Source organism: Bradyrhizobium sp. Ken64 (genome assembly GCF_055807555.1).
In genome coordinates, this window is sequence record NZ_JBVVPA010000041.1 from 16,368 (window position 1) to 33,128 (window position 16,761).

The following is a 16,761-nucleotide window of genomic DNA, read 5'->3' on the forward strand; positions in this document are numbered from 1 at the left end:
TAGGCTCCCTATCCCCGCCGCCGGTCCAGCCTGATGCTGTTCAATTCCTACCCGTTCATCCTGCTGTTCCTGCCGGCCGCGCTGGCGGGCTATTTCTGGCTGGGGCGGCGCAGCAATCTCGCCCCGGTGATCTGGCTGGCGGCGGCCTCGCTCGCCTTCTATGCCATCGGCAATTGGCAGTTCGTCGCCCTGTTGCTGATCTCGATCGCCTTCAACTATGGCATAGGCCACCTCCTCATCGTGGCGAAGCTTGCTCCGTCGCAACGAAAGGCCGCACTTGCCCTCGGGGTCGTCGGCGATCTCTTCGTGCTCGGCGTCTTCAAATATGCCGGCTTCGTCGCCGAGAACGTCAATGCGTTGGGCGGCACCCACTTTGCGGTCCACATCCTGCTGCCGGTCGGCATCTCCTTCTACACCTTTACCCAGATCGCGTTCCTGGTTGACGCCTGGCGCGGGCAGGTCGCGGCCTACGCGCTGCCGCACTACGCGCTGTTCGTGACATACTTTCCGCATCTGATCGCGGGGCCGATCCTTCACCACAAGGACATGATCCCGCAATTCGAACGGGAGGAAACCAAGCATCCGCATGCGCATCTGATCCTGTGCGGAATCATCATCTTCGCAATCGGCCTGTTCAAGAAGACATGCCTCGCCGACGGCGTCCAGCCGCTGGTCGCGCTCGCCTTCGAGGCGCGCGCGCCGAGTTTTGACCAGGCATGGCTCGGTGCACTCGCCTACACCTTTCAGCTCTATTTCGACTTCTCCGGCTATTCCGACATGGCGATCGGGATCTCGCTGATGTTCGGCATCTTCTTACCCGTAAATTTCAACTCGCCCAACAAGGCCAGCAGCATCGTCGAGTTCTGGCGGCGCTGGCACATGACGCTGTCGCACTTCCTGCGCGACTATCTCTACATTCCGCTCGGAGGTAACCGTCGCGGCCGCGTGCTCCGTTATGTCAATTTGATGCTCACGATGCTGCTCGGCGGGCTCTGGCATGGCGCGGCCTGGACTTTTGTCATTTGGGGCGCACTGCATGGCGCCTATCTCTGCATCAATCACGCCTTCAACGCGCTGGTGCCGAATGTTCCGAAGTTGCTGGCGCGCCCAACCCGCGTCGCCGGGGCCGTGCTGACATTCCTCGCCGTCGTTGTCGCCTGGGTATTCTTCCGTGCCGAACGGGTCGATTGGGCCATGCGGATTCTGAATGCCATGGCTGATCCCTCGAACATCGTGTTCGGCCGCGAAGAGATCGCGGCGTCGGTGATGGTCGCAATTTATGCCGCGCTGGTGTGGCTGGCGCCGAACACGCAAGGTATCATGGGGTACGACCACGCCAATCGCAGGGTGGGCGACGGCCTGATGGCCGGACGGATGCGGCCGCTGGTCCTCTATGGCGCGTCGCTGGTGCTTGCGTTTGGGATTTTGGGTATCCAGAGCCACAGCGAATTCATCTATTTCCGGTTCTGATGCGAGGCGCGTTCACACATCCAGGGCGACTTCTCCTCGCGAGCATCGCGTGCGTGCTCGGCGCGGCTGCGCTCACCTATGTCGTCGATCCCCTGCAGCTGTTTCGCCCCTCGCGCCTCGTCGCGCCGTTCTATTCCGATGACACGCGCGTGCAGAATGCCGGTCTGATCCGCAGCCAGTCGTTCGACACCGCCTTCATGGGCACCTCGCTGGCGATCCATTTCCGCCAGAGCGACATCGACCATGCGCTTGGCGTGCACTCGCTCAAGCTGGCGATGACCGGATCCAATTCGCGCCAGCAGGGTTTTGTGCTCGAGCAGGCCATCGATCGCGGCGCAAAGCGCGTGATCTGGCAGATGGATGATTTCATCTTTGTCGATGCGGCCGACATCGAGACCGATCCTTATCTCTCTGCCGATCTCTATCGCGGAACAGCAAAAGGCATCGCGTCGTATCTGTTCAGCGCGGCGATGGCGAAGGAATCCCTGTTCGCATTGCTGCGGTCGGTTCCGCCGCTGCGGCAGCCGCTGACCCGGGCCGCGCCTTTTCTGCCCGTCAAGTTTGCGCTGTCCGATGTCGACGACATCTATGCGCTGCCGCGGGATGTCGACGTCGCGCGCGCCTATAATGCGAAAAGGACGCTCGCGGCCTTCGCCTATATCACCGATCCCGTACGCAGCCGCTTTCTCGGCGAAGGCTATGGTTACGAGGCCATGGTGCGGCATTTCGAGCGTGACGCCGCCGGCCTGATTGCGCGCCATGCTGACGTGACCTTCGACATCTACTTCCCGCCCTATTCGATCCTGCAATTCGTCGCGATGCGCGACGCTTCGCCTGCGACGCTGAAGATCGTCACCGACCTCACGGCCGTCATTGCGCAACGCCTGACGCAGCTTCCCAATGTGCGCCTGTACGATTTCCGGGCGATCAAGGACGTGACCCACGATCTCGACAATTACGGCGACGTCATCCACCATTCGCCGGTGGTGGATGCGAAGGTGCTGTCGTGGCTGGCGCGTGGAGAATATCGGGTCGACCCGAAGGCGCCGCTTGCGTCGCTGAATGAACTGAGGGCGCAGGTCGAGGCCTATCGCGTGCCGCCGCTGCCGTAGCCCGCATGAGCGAAGCGACATGCGGGGCCTCACGCAAGAATCCCGGGTGTCGCTTCGCTCACCCGGGCTACTAGATTGCTCCCGCAAGGGGAGAAGGAAAAAAGACGCCTACACCGCCACCTCTTCGCCGAGATACGCGACCGCTGCCTCAAGCCCGCCCTTGCCGTGCGGGATCTTCAGCGCGTTCAGCCCGACCTCGATCACCCCCAACGTGCCGAGCAGCATAGGGGCGTTGACGTGGCCCATATGGGCGATGCGGAAGGCTTGTCCCGAGAGATCACCGATGCCGGTGCCGAGCACGACGCCGCACTTCTCCTTGCAATAGCGTTGCAGGATTGCCGGATCGTGGCCGTTGCTCATGGTCACCGTGGTCACGGTGTTGGAACGTTCGCTGGCTTCCGCGATGTTGAAGCCGAGCACCTGGCCTTCCGACCACGCGCCGACGGCGCGGCGCGCGGCTTCGCCGAGCAGGCTGTGGCGGCGGAAGGCGTTCTCCAGCCCCTCCTCGTGCAGCAGGTCGATCGCCTGGCGCAGCGCGAACAGCAGATGCACCGGCGCGGTGCCGGCATATTTGCGATAATGTTCGCTGCCTTCGCGCTCGCTCCAGCTCCAATAGGGCGTGCTCATGTTGGCGGTCTTCTGGACCTCGAGCGCACGCGCGTTGGCCGCGACAAAGCCGAGGCCGGGCGGCGTCATCAGGCCCTTTTGTGAGCCCGACATCGCGACGTCGATGCCCCATTTGTCCATCTCGAACGGCATGCAGCCGAGCGAGGCGACGGTGTCGACCATGTACAGCGCCGGGTGGCCGCTCGCCTTGATCGCCTTGCCGATCGCCTCGATGTCGTTCTGCACGCCTGAGGCCGTGTCGACCTGGACGACGACAACGGCCTTGATCGTATGCTCCTTGTCGCGGCGCAGGCGCTCCTCGACCTCGTGCGGCCGCACCGCGCGGCGCCAGTCGCCCTTGAGCACCTCGACCTCGGCCCCCATCAGGGACGCGGCATTGCCCCAGCCGATCGCGAACCGCCCGCTTTCGAGCACCAGCACCTTGTCGCCGCGCGACAGCACGTTGCTCAGCGCCGCTTCCCAGGCGCCATGTCCGTTGGCGATGTAGATGTAGGACTTGCCCTTGGTGGCGAACAGTTTCGAGATGTCGCTGAGCAGGCTCTCGGTCAGATCGGTCATCTGCTTGGAGTAGATGTCGATCGCCGGACGATGCATCGCCCGCAGCACCTCGTCGGGCATATTGGTGGGCCCGGGAATGGCCAGAAATTCCCGGCCCGCGCGAACGGTCATTGCTGTTGGTCCTTGTTGCCTGAGAACAGGATGGTGGGTCGCTGATTCACACTTTTACGCGGCGCTGCGGTGCAAGAAAAGGCCGGAAAACGCAGGTCTGAAGTGGGTTATCTCTTAGTCTCGCGGCAGCCCGCATCTTCGGCTTCCTCCACCGAGCAGAACCAGCGCGTGCCCTTGCTGATCTTCATCTTGATCTGCGCATACCAGCGGCTGGTCGGCCGGTGATAGATGCATTCGCCGGCGGAGTTGACGTTGCCCTTGATGGTGCAGTCCGGCGAGGGCGCGATGGGCCCCGACGCTGAAGCGAGCAGGATCGCATGCGCGCCGTCGGGCGGCTTGGTGGCGCCGAGGATGGTGGTCTTCTTGTTGCGCACGCGCCAGTCCCAGGGCGCGATGAAGGCGCCCTGCCACATGCCGGCCTTGGCCTCCCGCGCGGCCTTCTCGTCCGCCTCGTAGTCGTGCGACATGCGGGTGTAGGCCAGCGCCCAGCCTGTGCGCACCAGCCATTTCTGGATATCTTCGCCGCCGACGTCGCAGCGCGCCACGGTGCGGCCGCGCCGGTCGATCGACCTCGCATGGCAGACCCAGCTCTTGCCGTCGGCGTATTTGGCGAGCTCGTCACGGGCCGCGATGCCGCAGGTCCAGCGCTCGCCCTTGTTGTTGAGGCAGAGCTGGTCGACCGCGGGCGCGTCGATGCCGCCGAGCCTGATTCGCGTGTTGCCGATCACCACGGCGTCGCCGGCGCGAACCTTCGCGGTGCCGGTGATGTCGGCGGCCTCAGCCGGCGACAGCAAGCCGGGCAAGGACAAGCCAAGCAATGACAGCGCAATCAGGAATTTTCGCAACATGCCGGTCCGCGTGTGATGAAAATTGCGATAGACCTCGCAATTGTGGTCGGCTTTTGTCCGCCCGGCCAGCTTATGCCTGGCAGTTGGGCTTTCAACTTACTGTCATCGGACGAAGTTTAGTAGGGGTGGGTTAGCCGAAGGCGTAACCCACCTCTTTCGTCTCCACGGCGGCAGAAGTGGTGGGTTACGCTTCGCTTACCCGCCCTACGAACCTATCCCCGCGACATCGCCCGCTTGGCCACCGCCAGCCCCATCAGCACGAACGCCGACGTGACCTCCGGACCGCCGACCAAAATCCGCGTCGGCGTCTTCATCTTGTTCCATTCATAGGCGCGGAACGGGCCGCGGCGGCCGCCTTCGCCGAGGCTCGCGACGATCACGTTCAGCGCCGGCGCAAAGGCGCGCGGGTCGGCGCCGAGATGGCCGAGCGCGATCAGCGCGAGCGCTGCGTCGAACACGTTCATTTCGGCGGCCATCAGCTCGCCCTTGACGTAAGACAGCACGCGGTGGCGGATGAAATCGAAATCGCCGTCGGGATCGATGATCGCCTGCGCCGCCAGCGGCAGCGCCAGGAAGGCGGCGTAGCAGCGGCCGAAATAGGCGCTGTAGAGCTCCGGCAGATAATAGATGTGCGAGCGCGGATTGGCGAAGGCGCCGCTCGCCGCCAGCCGCTTCTGGAAGCCGAGGATGCGATGCACGGTGGCAAGCCGCGCCGGCGTCTCCAATACTTTCCAGCGCGCGAGGTTGCGAAAGCTGACCTCGAGAATGTCGAGATTGAGCGTCGGATCGAGATCGTTGCCGTAGGGCCGCTCGCCCTTGAGGTTATCGATCCAGGTCGCAACCCCGCCCTCATAGTCGATATTGTCGTTGAGCGGCACGGTCACGCGCGGCTCGTTGACGCCCGCGCGCACCTGATAGCCGGCATAGAAATCCAGCAGCGGCTGGTCGAGGATCGGATCAGTGCAGCCGGCCTGCGTCGCCGCGGAGATCGAGCACGCCGTGGTGTCGCAATCCGGCACGTAGACGCCGAAACCGAGATCCTGCTTGATCTGGGCGAAGTAGCGGGAGAAGCGCGGATGCGGTGCAGGCGCGAGCGCGGTGATGACGTTGAACCGCGCGCCGTCGATGCCCTCGACCTCTTCGCGGCTGATGTTGACGCAGAAATCGACCATATCCGCGACCGCGCGCTCCGCCGCCATCTTGTCGGCGGACGAGGCCAGCCCGGTCTCGACGTAACTCAACAGCGCCTCGATGAAGAACGCGTCGTAATAGGCCGAGCGGTGGCGGATCTGCACCGGCTCCCACATCGGTTCGGCAATCCCTCGCCAGGGCGGATTGACGACTGCGCGCGCCGGCGATCGCGCGATGAAGACACGGGCGAGGTTGAACAGCAGTGAGGAGTTCTTGTAGCCGCGCGCGTTGAGACCCGTGAGCGCCATGGTCAGTTCGCGGCCGCGGAAATCGGGATCGCCGATCAGATTGAACGCGGCGTAGGTCGGCAGAAAGCCATTCTTGCGGTACGAGCCCAGCAGATGCTGCGCGCAGTCGCGGATCACGGCGTCGATCTGCGATTGTTGCGGCATGGCGCCGGTGAACACGGCCGGCGGCGGCTTGGGATGATCCAGCGCGATGCTGTCGACGAGATCGGCAACGGGCTGGCCGACCGCCGCCCAATCGGGCTCGGCCTCGTCGCGAGCGCGAACCAGCGCCTGGCGCAGCCGGGCCAGTTTGCCTTCGTCGCGCAGCTCGGGCAGTCCGGCCCGGCGGAGCAGCACCCGCAATGCCGGATTGCCGAGCGCGGTCTTGTAGAACTTGGCCAGATGCGGATCGCCGCTGGCCGCAACGGACAGTACGGGATCGCAGACGTCGTAAAGCGAGGGGCCGTCCTTCCGCGCCGTCAGCGCCCGGCAGGCGGCGCCGGCAAAATATTGAAAGCTCATGAAATACCTGGTCGCGGGAATTGGCCGGGGGGCCGGCCGGCACGCTCCCAGCCGCGCGCCACCCCCTGCAAGTCGTTGAAAAAGCTACCCGGATTCGCAGGAAATACAAATGTGATGACAGTCACAGAAAAAGCCGGCACGAAGCCTGCATAATTGGGCTCCGGTAGGTTACGGGGACGCAAAAAAATCACACTTTGGGCGGTGCAAATTAACTCATGTTTCCAGATGCTTAGCTCAAATTTTCGGCGATCTATTGCCGGGGAGGCGATATCCGGTTAAGGCTTTGTTTGGTGCGGCGCCGCAAATTGCGCGCAATTCGGGGGCACACCCCCGGCCAATCCCTCAAACCCAAAGACGCTATCGCGCTACTCAAACAGTGTGCGCGTGCTTGGCTGGTCTTTGGCACTGACAGGAATGACGCGAGATGAATGTAACGCAGCTCGACATTTCCCGACGCACGATCGCGGTGGCCGCAGCCCTCATCGGCACGGTGTCGCTCGTGATCGGCGCCCATGCTGCCCTCAACATGCGGGCGCTCGATGCCGCCAAGGCCATTTCGACCGACCAGGTCACCGGCTCGATCGGCCAGGCCTCGCGTCTCGCCCTCGTCATCGGCAATGGGCACTACCCCGACGCCAACGCGCCGCTGACCCAGTCGATCAACGACGCCCGTGCGCTGTCCTCGTCGCTGCGCAAGAACGGTTTTGACGTCGACATGGTGGAAGACGCGACCAAGGACGACATGGTCCGCGCCGTCAATCGCCTGAAGTCCCGGATCAAGCGCGACACCGTCGTCATGCTGTTCTTCGGCGGCTACGGCGTGCAGGCCGGCCGCGAGAGCTACATGCTGCCGGTCGATGCCGCGATCTGGAAGGAAAACGACGTCCGCCGTCAGGGCGTCTCCATCGAGGGCGTGCTCGACATGATGAAGGAGCAGGGCGCCAAGGCCAAGCTCGTCGTAGTCGACGCCTCCCGCCGCAATCCCTATGAGCGCCGCTTCCGCTCCTACAGCCACGGCCTCGCGCCGATCAGCGCGACCGACAATGCGCTGATCCTCTCCTCGGCTTCGCCGGGCAAGGTCGTCGACGACGGCAAGGGCGAGCACAGCGTGCTGGTCAGCGAGTTCCTCAACAACCTCAATGCGCAGGGCAGCGCCGAGAGCGTCTTCAACAAGACCCGCGTTGCGATCTCCCGCGCCAGCGAAGGCGACCAGGTCCCGTCCGTCTCCTCCTCGCTGCTCGAGGACGTCCATTTCGGCGAAGCCGGCGGCTAGCTTTCTTAGGTTCTGCGAAGTCTCGTGCCCCGGACGCGGCGCATCATGCAATGATGCGACGCTGAGCCGGGGCCCAGTTTTTTAGGTTGTCGCTTGGACGGGAGATGGGTCCCGGCTCTGCGCGGCAGCGTTATACGCTGTAGCGCGTCCGGGACACGAGCCAACCCTACTTCGCCGCTTCCGCGGCCATCACGGTGCGCACCGGATCGCCTTCGCGCAGCAGCGCGCCCGCGCGGGCGACGACGATGTCGCCTTCGTTGAGGCCGTCGCGAATCTCGATATTGCCGCCCGACATCAGTCCGACCTCGACGCGCTTGGTCTCGACGCGGTTGCGGCGGATCACCTGCACGACGGTGCCGGCGGAGGAATACTGCACCGATGTCAGCGGCACCGCGACGTTGCAGCTCTGGCCCGACTTGATCAGCGCACGGCCGCTCGCATTCAGCAACAGGCTTTTCTGCGAGGAGATGCCGATATAGACCATGCCCTGCTGGATGTTCGGCTCGACCGTCGGGCCGATGCGGCGCACCTTGCCGTCGATATCGCCGGCGCCGGCGATGCGCACGCTCGCCACCTGGTTGACCGCGAGCTTGCGCATATCGCTGGTCGCGACGAGGGCGACCAGATCGTACTCGCTGCGCGCCACGATCGTGAACAGCGCCTCGCCCTTGGCGGAGGCGAGGTTGCCGATCTGCGCGGTCGACGTTGCGATCACGCCTGCCACGGGGGCGGTGACCTGAAGCGTGCCGCCCTCGGGCAGCGCCAGCCGCGCCAGCACCTGGCCTGCGGTGGTGGTGTCGCCGGCTTCCGCCAGCACCTCCGTCACCTTCAGGCCGGGCCGCTCCGGCCGCACCGAGCTTGCCTCGCGCGCGATGATGGTGCCGGTGCCCTCGACGATGTCGGAGAAACAGGATTTTGCGACCTTCAGCACCGTGACCGCCGGGCCCTTGGGCGCGTCGTCATCGGCGGCGGCAGCGGGCTGGGCCGACAGCAACAGCAGTCCGGTGAGCGCAACGAGATGTCTGGAAACAGAACGCGCAGGCAATGAACGCATGGGTCATTCCGGTTGGGGCCTTGACGGCCTCATCGTTAGCAGAAGCGATCGCGGCGGACCATGGGCCGGCCGAATGAGAATGCCGCAGCCGCACGGGCGGCGTGATGCCGCCCGTTGAATTAGTCACCGCACAAGCAAAGAGGTTCGCCGGTGGTCGCCGCCAAGAGTTTCGTCATGCCCGGGCTTGTCCCGGGCATCCACGTTCTTTGTGCCGCGGAGCTGGACGTGGATGGCCGGGACAAGCCCGGCCATGACGGCGAGGAAGCTGACAGAGCCCCTCACGGCAGGCTCAAGAACTCCACCCAGTTCGGCTTCTTGCCGGTGGCGTAGGACTTCAGCTTGGCGAGCGCGCCGCTGCTCTGGTCGATGGCATAGACCGTCATGCTGTCGGAGAGCTCGCCGACCGCGGCAAGGTAGCGCCCGCCGGGATCGATGTGGAAGCCGCGTGGCTGCTTCTCGGTCGGCACGCTGCCGATCGTGGTCAGCTTGCCGCTGGTTGCATCGACCTTGTAGGCGGTGAGCGTGCTGGTGGTGCGCTCGGAGGCGTAGAGGAAACGGCCGTCGGGAGTGACGTGGATGTCGGCGGCCCAGGGCTTCCCGGTAAATCCTTCCGGCAGCGCGCTGGTACGCTGGATCTCGTCCCATGCGCCGCCCTTGGCCTCATAGGCGAACGCCGCGACGTCGCCGTTCAGTTCGTGCAGGAGATAGACGAACTTGCCGTTGGGGTGGAATACGAAATGCCGCGGCCCCGATTTCTCCGGCACCTTGTGGGCCGGCGGATCGCTCGGCGTGAGCGTGCCGGTCGTGGCGTCGAACGCGAAGGCCAGGATCTGGTCGGAGCCGAGATTGGTCGCGAACGCGAAGCGGTTGTCGGGCGAGGGCAGGAAGGCGTGCGCGTTCAGCCCGGTCGGGATCACCTGCTTCGGCTCGCCCGCGACGCCGTTGGCGAGCAGCGGATTCAGCGCGACCTTGTTGCCGCCATAGGAGGCGCTGAACAGGAATTTGCCGCCGCGGTCGATGGCGATGTTGGCCATGCTGTCGGCGAGCGGGCCGTTGCCGATATGGCTGAGCTGGCCGGTCTTGGGATCGATCGCAAAGCTCACCGCGAGAAACGGCTGCGAGCGGACCCCGGCGATCAGCACGCGATGATCGGGCGTGATCGCGAGCGGCGTCGAGGAGCCGGGCTTTTCGACGCCGGTGAAGGCGGCCGTCTGCACGGGCGTCATCTCGCCGCTCTCGGCCATCTTGAACACGCTGATGTCGTTGCTGTCGGCGTTGCCGACATAGGCGAAGGTCTCGGCCATGCCGGCGCGGACTCCAGAAATGAGAGTGAGGAAAGCAAGCGTGGTGGCGATCGCGGCGCGGGGTACGCCGGATCTGTTACGTCGGGTCGGTCTCAACATGGGGTCCTCCTGGATGCCGGTGCGGCATTTGTCGTTTTGCCGGCGAGGATAGCGGCAGCCGCCCCGCTGCACCAAATTCCAATTGGGATCGATCGATGCCGAAATGGTATCGGTGGGAGACCTACCGTATCGCCGCTGTGCGGGAGGGCAGATGGGGCCCGGGCGGGGTGTGGGGCGGCCCGAGCACGGTCCACACGGTGACCGCGAGCAGCGCGCAGGTCAGGATCGTCCAGGCGACGAGTGGTTTCCGCATCAGGCCGAATCCGTCAGTCATATGAATGAGAATGCTCCCGGAGGCGGGCCTGGCGATCGTGCACTGCAAATCGCGGCGATCCTATGAACTCGTTCACAGGCGAACCGAACCAATGCCGCGCGAGCGCATTGAACCGGCATGCCCCGTGAAAACGATCTTGAAGGTAAGCCCGACATGGGCGGCAAGCATGGCGGTCAGGCCGGCCAGCCCAAGTCGCCGCCGCGCCCGCGTCAGGGCGAGCGCGATGAGGACGTCGTGGCAAAGCGCCACACCGGCCAAACCGATCCCGACTCCGCGCCGACCAAACCAAAATAGCACCTCGCCCGCGCCGCCCGCGCACCGGGAACGGCAGCCTCGCCTTGCCGTTACCCTGATCCCGCGGGCGGAGCAGATCGAAACGGAGGCTGGCACGTGTTTTGGATTTATTGGGACACCGCCTGGTCGCTGATCATCAGCGGCATCATGTTCGCCACCATCGTCGCGCATCCCGACGCCGAGTTCGTCGAGATCCACGCGGCCAACCAGTCGAAGTGACCCGCAACTCCGATCAGCCGCCCATGCTGCGCCGCGCCCTGGACACCGGAATTCATAATCTCAGGTCATGCTGCCGGGCATGAAGCAGCGGATCATGGCGCGGCCGTTGATGTAATACGGCCAGACCATGGTGCGGCCGGCGCGGTTCGGCTCGGTGATGACCGTGTCGTCGGGCACCTCGATCCAGTCGCCCAGAAGTCGGACGCGATAATGTCCGTTGCTGGTGTCCCAGTCGACATCGTCCAGCGCCGTGCCGTCGGCGTCGGCACAGCAGGGGCCGCCGCCCTTGCTGCGCAGACTCTCGAACCAGCCCTTGAGGGGAGAGTTCGCGTAGCGACCGTCGTCGCGGGCCTGCACGGATGGGCCGATCATGGCGGCAACCGCTACAAGAGCAACCAACCGGGAAATCGAGTTTGGCATATCGCTTGGCTCATGTTTTACGCACGCGCGAACGCGCGGGCAAAATGGCTTGCCACGCGCGTGATGCATGCTGCCTGGTGCTCGCCGGCCGGAGTTCCAGCCGTCGAGCAGAGCGATAATCGCGAGCCGTGAGGTTTGATCCTATTTTCTTGGGACACGAATTCAGGTGGCGCGACCACTGATCGTCACCATGGCATCGCGGCGAAGGAGCCGGCCTCAGGCCGCCACTGCCTGTGCCAGCAACAGCTGCTTCAGTTTCGCCGCCGGCACCGCAGGGCTGAACAGCCAGCCCTGCATCTGGCTGCATCCGAGCTGGAGCAGCACCGCGCGCTGGGCTTCGGTCTCGACGCCTTCCGCGGTCGTCGCCATGTGGCGGGCGGCGGCCATGTGCACCACCGCCTGCACGATCGGCGAGGAATCTTCCGACTGACCGATGTCGCTGATGAAGCTGCGGTCGATCTTGATCTTGTCGAACGGGAAGCGATGCAAATAGCTCAGCGACGAATAGCCGGTGCCGAAATCGTCGAGCGCGATGCGCACCCCGAGTTCGCGCAGCTGCTGCAGGATCGTCAGCGCCTCCTGGTCGTCGCGGATCAGGACGGTCTCGGTGATCTCGAGCTCGAGCCGTCCGGGCGCGAGACCCGACTCGGCGAGGGCGGCTGCGACCTTCAGCGCCAATGTTCGCGAGCGGAACTGCACCGGTGAGACGTTGACCGCGATGTTGATCTGGCCGGGCCAACTGGCGGCCTCGAGGCAGGCCTGCCTCAGCACCCATTCGCCGATCTCGCCGATCAATCCGGTCTCTTCCGCAACCGGGATGAAATCGGCGGGCGACACCATGCCGCGCTCCGGATGGTGCCAGCGCAGCAGGGCTTCGCAGCCGGTGACGACATTGGCCGCGAGATCGACCAGCGGCTGGTAGTGCACCTCGAACTCGCCGCGGGCCAGCGCCTGCCGCAGATCGGACTCGAGCTGGCGGCGCAGCCGCGCCTTGGCGTCGTATTCGGGCGAGAAAACGCGGAAGGTGCGGCGGCCCTCGGATTTCGCTGCATACATTGCGAGATCGGCGCGCTTGAGCAGATCGTCGAGATTGTCGCCGTGGTCGGGTGCGATCGCAATGCCGATGCTGGCATCGGTCGGGATTTCCTGGCCGTTGCAGTCCACGGGCGCGCGCAGTGCTTTCAGGATTTGTTCGGCGAGGGCCGTCAGCTCGGCCTCGTCGCGTGTGCCGGCCTTGACGATGGCGAATTCGTCGCCGCCCAACCGTGCGACCATGTCGTTGCCGCTGATGCAGGCGCGCAGGCGGTTCGCGATCTGGCGCAGCAGCTCGTCGCCGACCTCGTGTCCCAGCGAATCGTTGACGCCCTTGAACTCGTCGACGTCGATATAGAGGATCGCGAACGGCTTGCCTTGGGCAAGCTCCGCGACGCGCCGCTCCAGATGGCCGCGCATCAGCACGCGGTTGGGCAGGTCGGTCAGCGCGTCGTAATGCGCCATATGGGCGATGCGCTCGTCGGCGCGGATGCGCTCGGTGACGTCGTCATGGGTCGCGAGCCAGCCGCCGGCGGCACCGGGTTGATTCTTGATCTCGATCAGGCGGCCATCGGAGGTCTCGACGATCGTGCTCTGCGTCTGCCCGGCATTGCCCAAGATGCCGTCGCAATAGGAATCGACGTCGCCGTGGAACGAACCCGTGTCGTGGCGATGCTGGATCACGTCGCGGAAATATGCGCCGGGCTTCACAACGTCGGCCGACAGTCCGTACATCTCGATGTAGCGCCGGTTGCAGACGATCAGCCGCTCGTCCCGGTCGAACATCAGGAGACCCTGCGTCATCGTGTTCATCGCGGTGTCGAGCTGGTGCTTCTCCACGGCGAGCCGGCGGGTCATCTGGCGGAAGATCAAATACAGCGTGAGCACGAGCAGGCCGATCGACAGCACGGCGACGGCCACGAAGAACTTGGTTTGCGTGTGCCATGTCGCCAGCGTCGCATCCAGCGACTTGGTCGCGACCACGACCAGCGGCTCGCCGGTCAGGAGGCGTGCGGCGACGATGCGATCCTTGCCGTCGATCGGGCTTGCGAGCTGCATCGTGACGAAGGTGCGCTCGAACACCGCCATCTGCTCGGGCCTGCCGTTGCGGAAATTCTGCCCGATCAGCGCCTCCACATGCGGAACGCGCGCGAGCAACTGGCCGTTCTGGTGGTGCATCGCGATCGAGGATTCCTCGCCGAGCCCGCTCGAGGCGAAGAAGGATTCGAGCTGGTCCGGCGTGATCGCACGCGAGACCAGCCCGAGGAATTCGCCGTGAGGACCGGAGACGCGGCGCGCGAACACGATCGCCGGTCCGCTGCCCAACCGTCCGGGCACCACCTCCACCTCCTCCTGCGAAGCCGGATCGTTCTTGAGGCGATTGAAATAGCCGCGGTCGGCGACCGAGACATCGGCGACCGGCCAGCGCCGCGACGAGTTGATCAGCACGCCCCTGGCATCGAACACGTTGGCGCCGGCGACGTCCGACCAGCCGCTGGCCTTGGCGCGCAGCACCTCGTGCACGGCGAGCGTGCCCATCTCGCTACGGAAGACGTCGGCGGATTCGATGCCGTGGCTTTCGAGTTCGGCGATGATGCTCTTCTGCAGCACCGCGAAGTCCTCGAACTCGCGGTCGAAATGGCGGGCAAGCAACCGGACCGCGCTCTCCAGGCTGTCGCGGCCGCTTTCGATCGCGTTCTGCCGGAAGCGGTCGACAGTGAGCGCGGTGCCGATCGCCATTGCGGCCATCAGCACGAAGCCCCCTGCGATCAGCCATGTCAGCGGCGCGCCGCGCCAACGGCGCAGCAACACGCGCATGCGCGCGCTCCATCGGATCGATGTGCCCATGCAGCCCTCCCGTGGGATGCAAGATGCGGCAAAACCGACAAGACCCCGTTACCAGTAAGGGTTAGGAAAACATGAATCGGAACGTAATCAGAGGGTTGGTTCCCTCGCTGGTCTGAAGGCGCGGTGGGCCCATGGTTCCCTCAGCGTCGGATTTCCCATCTCAACGCTTCCGCATTCGCCTTGGCGAACATCGCCGGCACGTCGAAGGTCCCGGTCTTGAGATCATAGCGGCAGCGCCAGTCGGCCAATCCCTTCACGGCGACGTTCTTCGGATGCTTGTCCATTTCGCCAGACAGCGAGATCACGAGGTATCGGTTGTCCGGCCAGTGCACGCCGAGCCCGCGATAGGCCTCTTCGGTGCCTTTCACGAGATTGGCCGAGATGTGGTAATCGAGCTTCATCTTCCCGGTGTCCGGCCGGCTGTGGAAATAGGCCCAGGCCAGATCGCTGAACGGCGTCTTCGTCGCGGTGACAAAGGCGCCCTGCTCGACATGGTAGAGATAGAGGTCCTGCTCACCGGAGCCGGTCTTCTGCATCCGCACCAGCCACTGTGAGTCGGGCGTGAAGCGGAAGCCGGCCCCGTAGCCCTGCTCGGGCTTCAGCTCCGTCATCTGGTCGCCGCGCCTCGCCCAGGCCTGCCATTTGACTTCGAAATCTCCGCCGTCCTTCATGTACTGCTCAATCCTGGTGGCGCCGTCGGGTGAGGTGAAGGCGAGATCGGCATTGTCGGTGAGGATGTAATCCGGCGGCGGGCCGGAAGCGGCGAGCGCCGGAGCTGCGGCCAGTGTCAGGGCAAGCACCAGCCCAACGGGCCATTGTGCGGGACGGCAAAACGCGTTCACGGGACAATTCCTCAAGAAAAATGCCGCGATGCGGCCTTGAGCATTTGACACCGGCGGGGGTGCGCCGGTTCATCCCCGTGCCGGCTCATCATCCTATCGACCGTCTTGCTGCCGTGGCCAAAACGGCGCAACTTGCCGGCTAGATTGATTTGCAAGGTTCTTCCTGATCAAGGTTCGTTTCCGATGGTGACCGCATCCAAGGCCTTCATTGCATTCTGTCTGCTCGCGGTGGGCGGCGCCGTGCTGGTGATCGGCCCCACCGAGCTGCGTCGCCTGCTGCCGATGGGGGCGAAGACCGACACCGTGGTCGCCGCCAAGCCGGAGGCCAAGGTCGAACAGAAGGTCGATGCCAAAGTCGAACCCAAACCCAAACCGGAACTCAAGCCGGAAGAGCCCAAGCTAGCCGCAAACGCGCCGCCGGCGCCGGCCGTGTCCCCCGCCCCTGAAACGAAGACGGGTGCGCTGGCCGAAACCCAGAAGCAGGTCACGGCCGCGCTTGCCGATCTTGCACCGGTCAAGCCGCCGCCTGCGGTTGCCGATACCGGCCCCCGTTTCGACGTCGCGCGCGTCGACGATCACGGCGAGGCGGCGGTGATCGCGGGCCGGGCGACGCCGGGCGCCAAGGTCGAGCTGCTGCGCGACGGCAAGCCGCTCGACAGTGTGGTGGCGGATGCCTCGGGCCAGTTCGTAATGACGCCGCCGCAGCTTCCCGCCGGTTCCTATGAGCTGACCCTGCGGGCGAAATCGCCTGACGGCACCGTCACGCAATCCGGCCGCAACATGCCGGTGGTGATCGCCGAAGCCGCGCCGCCGCCCGCGCGCCCTGCACCGGTCGCGCGGCAAGAGGCGAAACAGGAGACCAAACAAGAGGCCAAACAAGAGGCCAAGCCCGAGAAGCCCGACGACAAGTCGGATGTCGTGGCATCGGTATCGGACAGGCCCGCGGCCCGGCCGAGATTGATGGGTGCACCGAAACCCAGGGGCGGGTCAGGGGTCATGGCACGAGCTCCCGCGGCCACGACCGTCGCGTCGGCCTCGCCGGCCGAAATCGTCGGCGGTGCACCGGCGGAAACAGGCGGCAGCCGGGTGATCTCCCGCGGCGACAGCCTGTGGGCGCTGAGCCGGCTCGCTTACGGCGACGGCGCCCGCTTTGCCGTGATCTACAACGCCAATCGCGCCAAGATCCACAATCCCAATCTGATCTATCCCGGCCAGACCTTCGTGGTGCCGCAGAAGGCCGAGTGAAGGCGGCGCTTCGCCGCGGCTCCTGCGGCCATCCTTCGAGACGCCCGCCTGCGGCGGGCCCTCAGGATGAGGGATGAGTCTGCGGCGGCATTTCAACGCAGATGGATGCAGCTCAGCCTCATCCTGAGAGGGTGAGAATCTTTCGTCTAAACGGGCATTTGCCGTAGCCGCTTTGCTATGATTCGATGACG

15 protein-coding genes are annotated in these 16,761 nt (G+C 64.9%); 6 read left to right on the forward strand and 9 right to left on the reverse strand.

Annotated elements, in window-relative coordinates; genetic code table 11:
- Positions 1 to 33 precede the first annotated feature (33 nt).
- A complete protein-coding gene (locus AC0L2F_RS34080; protein WP_473251335.1) occupies positions 34 to 1,470 on the forward strand; it encodes an MBOAT family O-acyltransferase in 1,437 nt (478 codons plus the stop codon).
- Positions 1,470 to 2,582: a hypothetical protein gene (locus tag AC0L2F_RS34085; protein WP_473251336.1), complete on the forward strand. Its 1,113-nt coding sequence runs from the start codon at positions 1,470 to 1,472 to the stop codon at positions 2,580 to 2,582. Before AC0L2F_RS34080 ends, AC0L2F_RS34085 begins: the two co-directional genes overlap by 1 nt.
- Before the next feature lie 108 nt (positions 2,583 to 2,690).
- Here AC0L2F_RS34085 and AC0L2F_RS34090 read toward each other — a convergent pair whose 3' ends face one another.
- The 3 genes from AC0L2F_RS34090 to AC0L2F_RS34100 form a co-directional block, all read right to left on the reverse strand.
- Positions 2,691 to 3,878: a pyridoxal-phosphate-dependent aminotransferase family protein gene (locus tag AC0L2F_RS34090; protein WP_007604432.1), complete on the reverse strand. Its 1,188-nt coding sequence runs from the start codon at positions 3,876 to 3,878 to the stop codon at positions 2,691 to 2,693.
- A 107-nt stretch (positions 3,879 to 3,985) separates the two neighbouring features.
- Complete coding sequence (locus AC0L2F_RS34095) at positions 3,986 to 4,726, reverse strand: thermonuclease family protein (protein WP_063992396.1); 741 nt, start codon at positions 4,724 to 4,726, stop codon at positions 3,986 to 3,988.
- A gap of 212 nt (positions 4,727 to 4,938) precedes the next feature.
- Complete coding sequence (locus tag AC0L2F_RS34100; protein ID WP_473251337.1) at positions 4,939 to 6,666, reverse strand: hypothetical protein; 1,728 nt, start codon at positions 6,664 to 6,666, stop codon at positions 4,939 to 4,941.
- A gap of 424 nt (positions 6,667 to 7,090) precedes the next feature.
- Between AC0L2F_RS34100 and AC0L2F_RS34105 the strand changes: the two genes are divergently transcribed.
- The gene (locus tag AC0L2F_RS34105) at positions 7,091 to 7,939 is read left to right on the forward strand and encodes a caspase family protein (protein WP_473251338.1); all 849 of its coding nucleotides are present in this window, start codon (positions 7,091 to 7,093) and stop codon (positions 7,937 to 7,939) included.
- 166 nt (positions 7,940 to 8,105) lie between these two features.
- On the opposite strand, the gene AC0L2F_RS34110 is transcribed toward AC0L2F_RS34105, so the two are convergent.
- The 3 genes from AC0L2F_RS34110 to AC0L2F_RS34120 all read right to left on the reverse strand — a co-directional run bounded on the left by AC0L2F_RS34110 (position 8,106) and on the right by AC0L2F_RS34120 (position 10,670).
- Complete coding sequence (locus AC0L2F_RS34110; RefSeq protein WP_473251339.1) at positions 8,106 to 8,993, reverse strand: efflux RND transporter periplasmic adaptor subunit; 888 nt, start codon at positions 8,991 to 8,993, stop codon at positions 8,106 to 8,108.
- A 278-nt stretch (positions 8,994 to 9,271) separates the two neighbouring features.
- Positions 9,272 to 10,396, reverse strand: coding sequence for a lactonase family protein (locus AC0L2F_RS34115; RefSeq protein ID WP_063996540.1), 1,125 nt, complete (start codon positions 10,394 to 10,396; stop codon positions 9,272 to 9,274).
- A 121-nt stretch (positions 10,397 to 10,517) separates the two neighbouring features.
- On the reverse strand, positions 10,518 to 10,670 hold the full coding sequence (locus AC0L2F_RS34120; RefSeq protein ID WP_179950111.1) for a hypothetical protein: 153 nt from the start codon (positions 10,668 to 10,670) through the stop codon (positions 10,518 to 10,520).
- A gap of 117 nt (positions 10,671 to 10,787) precedes the next feature.
- On the opposite strand from AC0L2F_RS34120, the gene AC0L2F_RS34125 reads away from it, so the two are divergent.
- Positions 10,788 to 10,964, forward strand: a complete 177-nt coding sequence (locus tag AC0L2F_RS34125) for a hypothetical protein (protein WP_157233960.1) — start codon at positions 10,788 to 10,790, stop codon at positions 10,962 to 10,964.
- A 96-nt stretch (positions 10,965 to 11,060) separates the two neighbouring features.
- Positions 11,061 to 11,183, forward strand: a complete 123-nt coding sequence (locus AC0L2F_RS34130) for a hypothetical protein (protein ID WP_007604441.1) — start codon at positions 11,061 to 11,063, stop codon at positions 11,181 to 11,183.
- 60 nt (positions 11,184 to 11,243) lie between these two features.
- Here AC0L2F_RS34130 and AC0L2F_RS34135 read toward each other — a convergent pair whose 3' ends face one another.
- The 3 genes from AC0L2F_RS34135 to AC0L2F_RS34145 form a co-directional block, all read right to left on the reverse strand.
- On the reverse strand, positions 11,244 to 11,555 hold the full coding sequence (locus tag AC0L2F_RS34135; protein ID WP_050992532.1) for a hypothetical protein: 312 nt from the start codon (positions 11,553 to 11,555) through the stop codon (positions 11,244 to 11,246).
- Positions 11,556 to 11,819: 264 nt separating this feature from the next.
- Positions 11,820 to 14,483 carry a bifunctional diguanylate cyclase/phosphodiesterase gene (locus AC0L2F_RS34140; protein ID WP_473251340.1) on the reverse strand — a complete coding sequence of 888 codons (2,664 nt, stop codon included), beginning with the start codon at positions 14,481 to 14,483 and terminating at the stop codon, positions 11,820 to 11,822.
- Positions 14,484 to 14,623: 140 nt separating this feature from the next.
- Positions 14,624 to 15,325 carry a TolB-like translocation protein gene (locus AC0L2F_RS34145; RefSeq protein WP_473251341.1) on the reverse strand — a complete coding sequence of 234 codons (702 nt, stop codon included), beginning with the start codon at positions 15,323 to 15,325 and terminating at the stop codon, positions 14,624 to 14,626.
- A 183-nt stretch (positions 15,326 to 15,508) separates the two neighbouring features.
- On the opposite strand from AC0L2F_RS34145, the gene AC0L2F_RS34150 reads away from it, so the two are divergent.
- Positions 15,509 to 16,570, forward strand: coding sequence for a LysM peptidoglycan-binding domain-containing protein (locus AC0L2F_RS34150; protein WP_473251342.1), 1,062 nt, complete (start codon positions 15,509 to 15,511; stop codon positions 16,568 to 16,570).
- Positions 16,571 to 16,761 lie beyond the last annotated feature (191 nt).

Bases quoted from the DNA above. Each gene is read 5' to 3' on its own strand.
- AC0L2F_RS34080 (WP_473251335.1), top strand. From the start codon at position 34: ATGCTGTTCAATTCCTACCCGTTCATCCTGCTGTTCCTGCCGGCCGCG.
- AC0L2F_RS34085 (WP_473251336.1), top strand. From the start codon at position 1,470: ATGCGAGGCGCGTTCACACATCCAGGGCGACTTCTCCTCGCGAGCATC.
- AC0L2F_RS34090 (WP_007604432.1), bottom strand. From the start codon at position 3,878: ATGACCGTTCGCGCGGGCCGGGAATTTCTGGCCATTCCCGGGCCCACC.
- AC0L2F_RS34095 (WP_063992396.1), bottom strand. From the start codon at position 4,726: ATGTTGCGAAAATTCCTGATTGCGCTGTCATTGCTTGGCTTGTCCTTG.
- AC0L2F_RS34100 (WP_473251337.1), bottom strand. From the start codon at position 6,666: ATGAGCTTTCAATATTTTGCCGGCGCCGCCTGCCGGGCGCTGACGGCG.
- AC0L2F_RS34105 (WP_473251338.1), top strand. From the start codon at position 7,091: ATGAATGTAACGCAGCTCGACATTTCCCGACGCACGATCGCGGTGGCC.
- AC0L2F_RS34110 (WP_473251339.1), bottom strand. From the start codon at position 8,993: ATGCGTTCATTGCCTGCGCGTTCTGTTTCCAGACATCTCGTTGCGCTC.
- AC0L2F_RS34115 (WP_063996540.1), bottom strand. From the start codon at position 10,396: ATGTTGAGACCGACCCGACGTAACAGATCCGGCGTACCCCGCGCCGCG.
- AC0L2F_RS34120 (WP_179950111.1), bottom strand. From the start codon at position 10,670: ATGACTGACGGATTCGGCCTGATGCGGAAACCACTCGTCGCCTGGACG.
- AC0L2F_RS34125 (WP_157233960.1), top strand. From the start codon at position 10,788: ATGCCCCGTGAAAACGATCTTGAAGGTAAGCCCGACATGGGCGGCAAG.
- AC0L2F_RS34135 (WP_050992532.1), bottom strand. From the start codon at position 11,555: ATGATCGGCCCATCCGTGCAGGCCCGCGACGACGGTCGCTACGCGAAC.
- AC0L2F_RS34140 (WP_473251340.1), bottom strand. From the start codon at position 14,483: ATGGGCACATCGATCCGATGGAGCGCGCGCATGCGCGTGTTGCTGCGC.
- AC0L2F_RS34150 (WP_473251342.1), top strand. From the start codon at position 15,509: ATGGTGACCGCATCCAAGGCCTTCATTGCATTCTGTCTGCTCGCGGTG.